Below are 5,086 nucleotides of genomic sequence, written 5' to 3' on the forward strand. Positions count from 1 at the left end.
TGGGGGCTGTCGTCAGCGCCTGTCGCATTTCTATTTTGCTGGGAACGTCGCAACTTTAACTTGCTAAAACATTCATTATTATAGCGGTGGATTCTAGTTTGAAGTGCGACTTGTAAAGGATAACAATGAGTTATCCAACACAAGGAGCCAGCTATGCATTGCACCTATTCGCATATTGATTTGGATGAGCGGCGTAAAATAGCCCGTTGGCGCTCTGCAAAGCTCTCGGTTAATGTCATTGCCGAGAAGCTTGGAAGACATCGTTCAACCATTTTCCGTGAACTTAAACGCAATCAGTTTATCGATGATGAGATCACAGATCTTACCGGTTACTATTGTATGATTGCCGACCAAAAATACCGTGAGCGGCGCTCAAAGCAACGCAAGCTCATCCGGTTTGACCAGCTCCGTCAATGTGTGATCAGGCAGATAAGCCAAGGATGGTCGCCGCAGCAAATTGCCGGAAGAATGCAGCTGGAGCGTCATCCTTTCTCTGTCAGTCATGAAACGATCTATCAGTTTGTGTATTCGGAGGATGGTCGAAAAGAAGAGCTTTGGAAATATATGCCTGAGCGTCGCTCTAAACGGCGTCCAAGACATGCCCGGCGACGTTATGGACGCCGATTTCCACCTGAACTGAGTATCTTACACCGTCCGGATATCGTCGCCAGACGGAAACAGTTTGGGCATTGGGAATGCGATCTTATCCAGTTTCGCAAGAAGTTCGGTAAAGCCAACGTGACGTCTCTTGTCGAGCGCGTCAGCCGCTTTACGGTCTTGTTACGCAACAATGATCGCCAATCCCGGGCAGTCATGAATGGTGTGATTAGTGTACTCCAACCCCTACCCCAAATCGCGCGTCGTTCGATCACTTTTGATCGTGGTACGGAATTCAGCGAATGGAGTTACTTGCAAGCTGGTATTGGATCTCAGCCATGGTTTTGTGATCCGCAGTCACCTTGGCAAAAAGGCACTGTGGAGAACACTAATCGACGAACAAGACGCTGGCTCTCCAGAGACACTGATCCGCTAACGCTGAGCGATCGTGATCTGGCATTCATCTGTTATCGCCTCAACAATACACCGCGCAAATGCTTAGACTATAAAACGCCAGCAGAAGTCTTCCGGCAAAAACTCGTCGCCAATAGACATCATTATAGGTAAACTAACCGAAAAGTCGCGCTTCAGCATGAACTCACACAGCTATATACAGATGCGACACATGGGCAAATTAGAGATGCGACATTTTTAGGTCGCTTGCCCTATTCAAACAAAACAAAGAAAGGAAGACTGGGGTTCCGGATACAAGCAACGGATGGGAGCCGTCATGTCTTGTTTGATCACGATGTCGCAGAAAGAACTCAATAGATTAGAAGTCATTCAGAAGATACGAGATCGCCGTCTGAGCGTTGTTCAGGCAACAACATTACTTGATCTCAGCCGCAGCCAAATTCATCGTCTTTTACAGGCCTACGATAGATTTGGACACACAGGCCTGATTACTGGAAGACGCGGTCGCCCGAGTAATCGACGTTACAGCGAGGACTTCCGGAATACCGTGCTGGATTTGGTGCGGGTTTATTATCGGGATTTTGGGCCGACACTAGCATGTGAGAAGCTTGTTGAACGACATCAAATTTCGATCAGCAAGGAGACACTGCGCCAATGGATGACGGCGGCAGGCATATGGGTTTCACGCCGTGAACGCAAAAAACGGGTATTCCAACCGCGCGCCCGGCGCGATTGTTTTGGTGAGCTGGTGCAGATGGATGGCTCACATCATTGGTGGTTCGAGGAGCGGGGTCCCAAATGCGCCCTCCTCGTTTATATTGACGATGCCACCGGCAAGCTTCTGCATCTGCGCTTTGCTGGATCAGAGAATATGTTTGATTATTTTCATGCAACGAAGGCCTACCTGCAGCAATGGGGCAAGCCGCTGGCCTTTTACAGTGACAAGCATGGTGTGTTTCGCTCCACTCATGGTTCGCAGAAAGATCGCACGAGTGGCCTGACCCAGTTTGGGCGCGCGCTTTATGAGCTCAACATCGACATTATCTGTGCCAACACCCCGCAGGCCAAGGGCCGTGTCGAGCGGGCAAACAGGACTCTGCAGGATCGTCTGGTGAAGGAATTGCGATTGCACGGCATTGATACGATGGAAGCAGCAAATGCTTATGCACCGGAGTTCATTGCAGATTTCAATACCCGTTTTGGCAAGGAGCCTCGCAATCCAAAAGATATGCATCGACCGCTGGCCGCGCATGAGAACATTGATAGTGCGATGTGTCGGAAGGAAGTGCGGACACTGTCACAAACACTGACACTGCGTTACGACAAGGTGCTGTTCATCTTGGAACCAACGGAGTTTGCAAAACGCTTGGCACGACAGAAAGTCATAGTCTGCGATTACCCCGATGGGCGTCTGGAGATCATGCATGGCACGGACACCCTGCCCTATAAAACGTTTGACAAGCTGCGCTCGGTTCATAGGTCGTCTATTGTAGAGAACAAACGACTGGATGACGCGCTTGCGCTCGTAGCCGAGATGCAGGCTGGTCGAGAACAGCAGCGCAGTAAGAGTGGGCCGCGTCGAACAGGACAGACAAACCATATGTTTGGCATTCGCGACGGCAGCATAGCCAATGGCTATCAGAAGCGCGAGCGTAAATCGCGCACCGCTTACATGAATGATCCCGATGTTATCGCCCGCCGGGAGAAAGCGCTGGCGCGTATGAAGGCGGTTGATAGATAATTGGAATCTTTAGTCCTAGCGGACAGTTGAAGCTTTGACTTCGTTCAATTTGGAAAGCTCTGAGTTGCGCATCAGATAGTGATCAAGTTGAGGATCTTCCAAATAACGGATTTGTTCGTCCAAGATGTCATAGTCATTGCCAATCTCTTGGCGTAAGAGCGCTACTAATCTGTCCACATTCGCGTTGAAACGATCACAGAGCGCCTGAGACCAAAGACTGGGGTCAGGCGGATACAAAGGGTTAAGATAGCCAGAGTGCTCAAAGTCAAGTTGATCCCTTAAACTTTTAGCTATTTCAGAAAGTTCCACGCAGGCAGGTTTGATTACTTGCCCTTGTAGATTAAAAAACACCGCATCAACAGGTCCTGTGCCAAGGCTGTCACGTGTGGCAGGATCACCAGCCCATAGGCAGCCGCCTGCACCATAATCGAAGAAAAATCTGAGAACGCCTTTAGTCATGTCGAAGGCATACCAGCTTTATCAACGGCAAGCAAAGGGGTGCGCACTATATTGGTGATTAAAGAGGTTGAAGCCGAAGAGCCGTATATTCACCCGCCCCCATTCCTCGCTTGCAACCCTGACCAGCCTCTCGGAATGGGGGCTGAACGTCACCGCCTGTCGCATTTCTATCTTGCTGGAAACGTCGCATCCTTAACTTGCTAAAACATTCATTATAACAGGGTACATTCTATTTTAAAGTGCAACATGCCAATAAATTCATGAGGTTAGCCATGGAGGAAATTGGATGTCGAATTGCTATTCACAGATAACTTTGCCTGAACGTCGCCGTCTTTTCGAACTGAAACAGCTTAAAGTCCCTCTCGGCGATATAGCGCGATTGATGGGTCGTCATCGCTCGACGATCTATCGCGAGATCAAGCGAAACAGCTTTCGGGACACCGAGATACCAGACTATAATGGCTATCATAGCGTTGTTGCCGACAACATCAGCAAAGACCGCAGAACACGGTTGCGCAAGCTCAGACGTTATCCAGATCTGCGCAAGTTTGTCATTGAACAATTGGAAGCACATTGGTCGCCGGAACAGATCTGCGGCCGACTGATTAGCCATGGTTTGAGCGCGATACGACTATGTGCGGAAACGATCTATCGCTTCATTTACTCAAAGGAAGAATATGGGCTGAAGCTGTTTGAACACCTTGCCGAGATGCGAACAAAGCGATGTCCAAGAGGCACAAGGAAATCGCGCAGTTCCCGGATTCCAGAAGCGTTTCGCATTCATCAACGCCCTGATTTTATTGGCAATCGTCTGCAATTTGGCAACTGGGAAGGTGACTTGATCATCTTTGATCGTGATCTGGGAGAAGCCAATGTCATGACGCTTGTTGAACGCAAAAGCCGTTATTGCGTCATCATTAAAAACAGCAGCCGACACTCAAAGCCTATTATGAACAAAATCATTCAGACCTTTGCAGCGCTGCCGTACCATGCACGCCGCAGTTTTACTTTTGATCGCGGTTCAGAGTTTATGGCTTATAGGGCTTTGGAGGATGGAATGGGGTCGAGAAGCTGGTTTTGCGATCCCAATTCACCCTGGCAAAAAGGTGCTATTGAGAACATCAACAAGCGCATTCGACGGTATCTACCCAGCAACACTGACCTGATGCAGGTCAGCCAGGCGCAGTTGACTGCCCTCGCCCATAATCTTAATGCAACCCCGCGCAAATGTCTTGGATTTAAGACACCCGCCGAGAGCTTTGCCTTTCTTTTGCAGGAAGCAGCATAATCAGATAGCCTTACTTACGGCATGATGCACTTGGTGTAGCTTTTCCACAGCAATATACAGATGCGACACTTGGGCAAATTAGAGATGCGACAGATTTTGCATCTCGTGCCCTGTTCAAACCGAACAAAGAAAGGAAGACTGGGTTTTCAGATGCAAGCAGCGGATGGGAGCCGTCATGTCTTGTTTGATCACGATGTCGCAGAAAGAATTGCATCGCCTCGAAGTCGTCCAGAAGATCCGTGATCTACGCCTGAGCGTTGTCCAGGCGGCTGAGCTGCTTGGCCTCAGTCGAAGTCAGGTTCACAGGCTGCTGCAAGCCTATGAGCGGGATGGTCCAGCTGGCCTCGTTTCCAAGAAGCGATCGCGTCCGAGCAACCGGCGTCACAGCGAGGATTTCCGTAATACGGCGCTGGACCTGATCCGCGAACGCTATCTGGATTTCGGTCCGACGCTGGCGCGCGAGAAGCTGATCGAACTGCACCGGATCTCTGTTGCCAAGGAGACGCTGCGGGTTGTGTCGCAAAGTTTTTGAGTTTGACTGATTTTATTGAAGTCTGGTAGGTTCGGTTGATAATGAGCGGAGCCGG

The 5,086-nt window shown here is 49.7% G+C and carries 4 protein-coding genes and 1 pseudogene; 4 read left to right on the plus strand and 1 reads right to left on the minus strand.

Annotated features, from left to right (window positions below; translation table 11 throughout):
- The first annotated feature begins 153 nt into the window (after positions 1-153).
- Positions 154-1,164, plus strand: coding sequence for an IS30 family transposase (locus JNC80_RS19770; protein ID WP_376711391.1), 1,011 nt, complete (start codon positions 154-156; stop codon positions 1,162-1,164).
- Between the two features lie 163 nt (positions 1,165-1,327).
- On the plus strand, positions 1,328-2,752 hold the full coding sequence (locus JNC80_RS19775; protein ID WP_264813007.1) for an ISNCY family transposase: 1,425 nt from the start codon (positions 1,328-1,330) through the stop codon (positions 2,750-2,752).
- Between the two features lie 15 nt (positions 2,753-2,767).
- Here JNC80_RS19775 and JNC80_RS19780 read toward each other — a convergent pair whose 3' ends face one another.
- Positions 2,768-3,211, minus strand: a complete 444-nt coding sequence (locus JNC80_RS19780; protein WP_264813008.1) for a hypothetical protein — start codon at positions 3,209-3,211, stop codon at positions 2,768-2,770.
- 286 nt (positions 3,212-3,497) lie between these two features.
- Here JNC80_RS19780 and JNC80_RS19785 point away from each other — a divergent pair, with 286 nt between their 5' ends.
- Together JNC80_RS19785 and JNC80_RS19790 are read left to right on the plus strand one after the other, a co-directional pair.
- Positions 3,498-4,499, plus strand: a complete 1,002-nt coding sequence (locus JNC80_RS19785; RefSeq protein ID WP_376711392.1) for an IS30 family transposase — start codon at positions 3,498-3,500, stop codon at positions 4,497-4,499.
- A 175-nt stretch (positions 4,500-4,674) separates the two neighbouring features.
- Positions 4,675-5,010, plus strand: a pseudogene (locus JNC80_RS19790) (helix-turn-helix domain-containing protein); the annotation flags it as partial.
- Between the last annotated feature and the right edge of the window lie 76 nt (positions 5,011-5,086).

Origin of the sequence: Pseudochrobactrum lubricantis, from assembly GCF_041929865.1 — a bacterium.
Lineage (GTDB): Bacteria > Pseudomonadota > Alphaproteobacteria > Rhizobiales > Rhizobiaceae > Pseudochrobactrum > Pseudochrobactrum saccharolyticum.

Coding starts and splice junctions, on each gene's coding strand:
- JNC80_RS19775 (WP_264813007.1), top strand. CDS start 1,328: ATGTCTTGTTTGATCACGATGTCGCAGAAAGAACTCAATAGATTAGAA.
- JNC80_RS19770 (WP_376711391.1), top strand. CDS start 154: ATGCATTGCACCTATTCGCATATTGATTTGGATGAGCGGCGTAAAATA.
- JNC80_RS19780 (WP_264813008.1), bottom strand. CDS start 3,211: ATGACTAAAGGCGTTCTCAGATTTTTCTTCGATTATGGTGCAGGCGGC.
- JNC80_RS19785 (WP_376711392.1), top strand. CDS start 3,498: ATGTCGAATTGCTATTCACAGATAACTTTGCCTGAACGTCGCCGTCTT.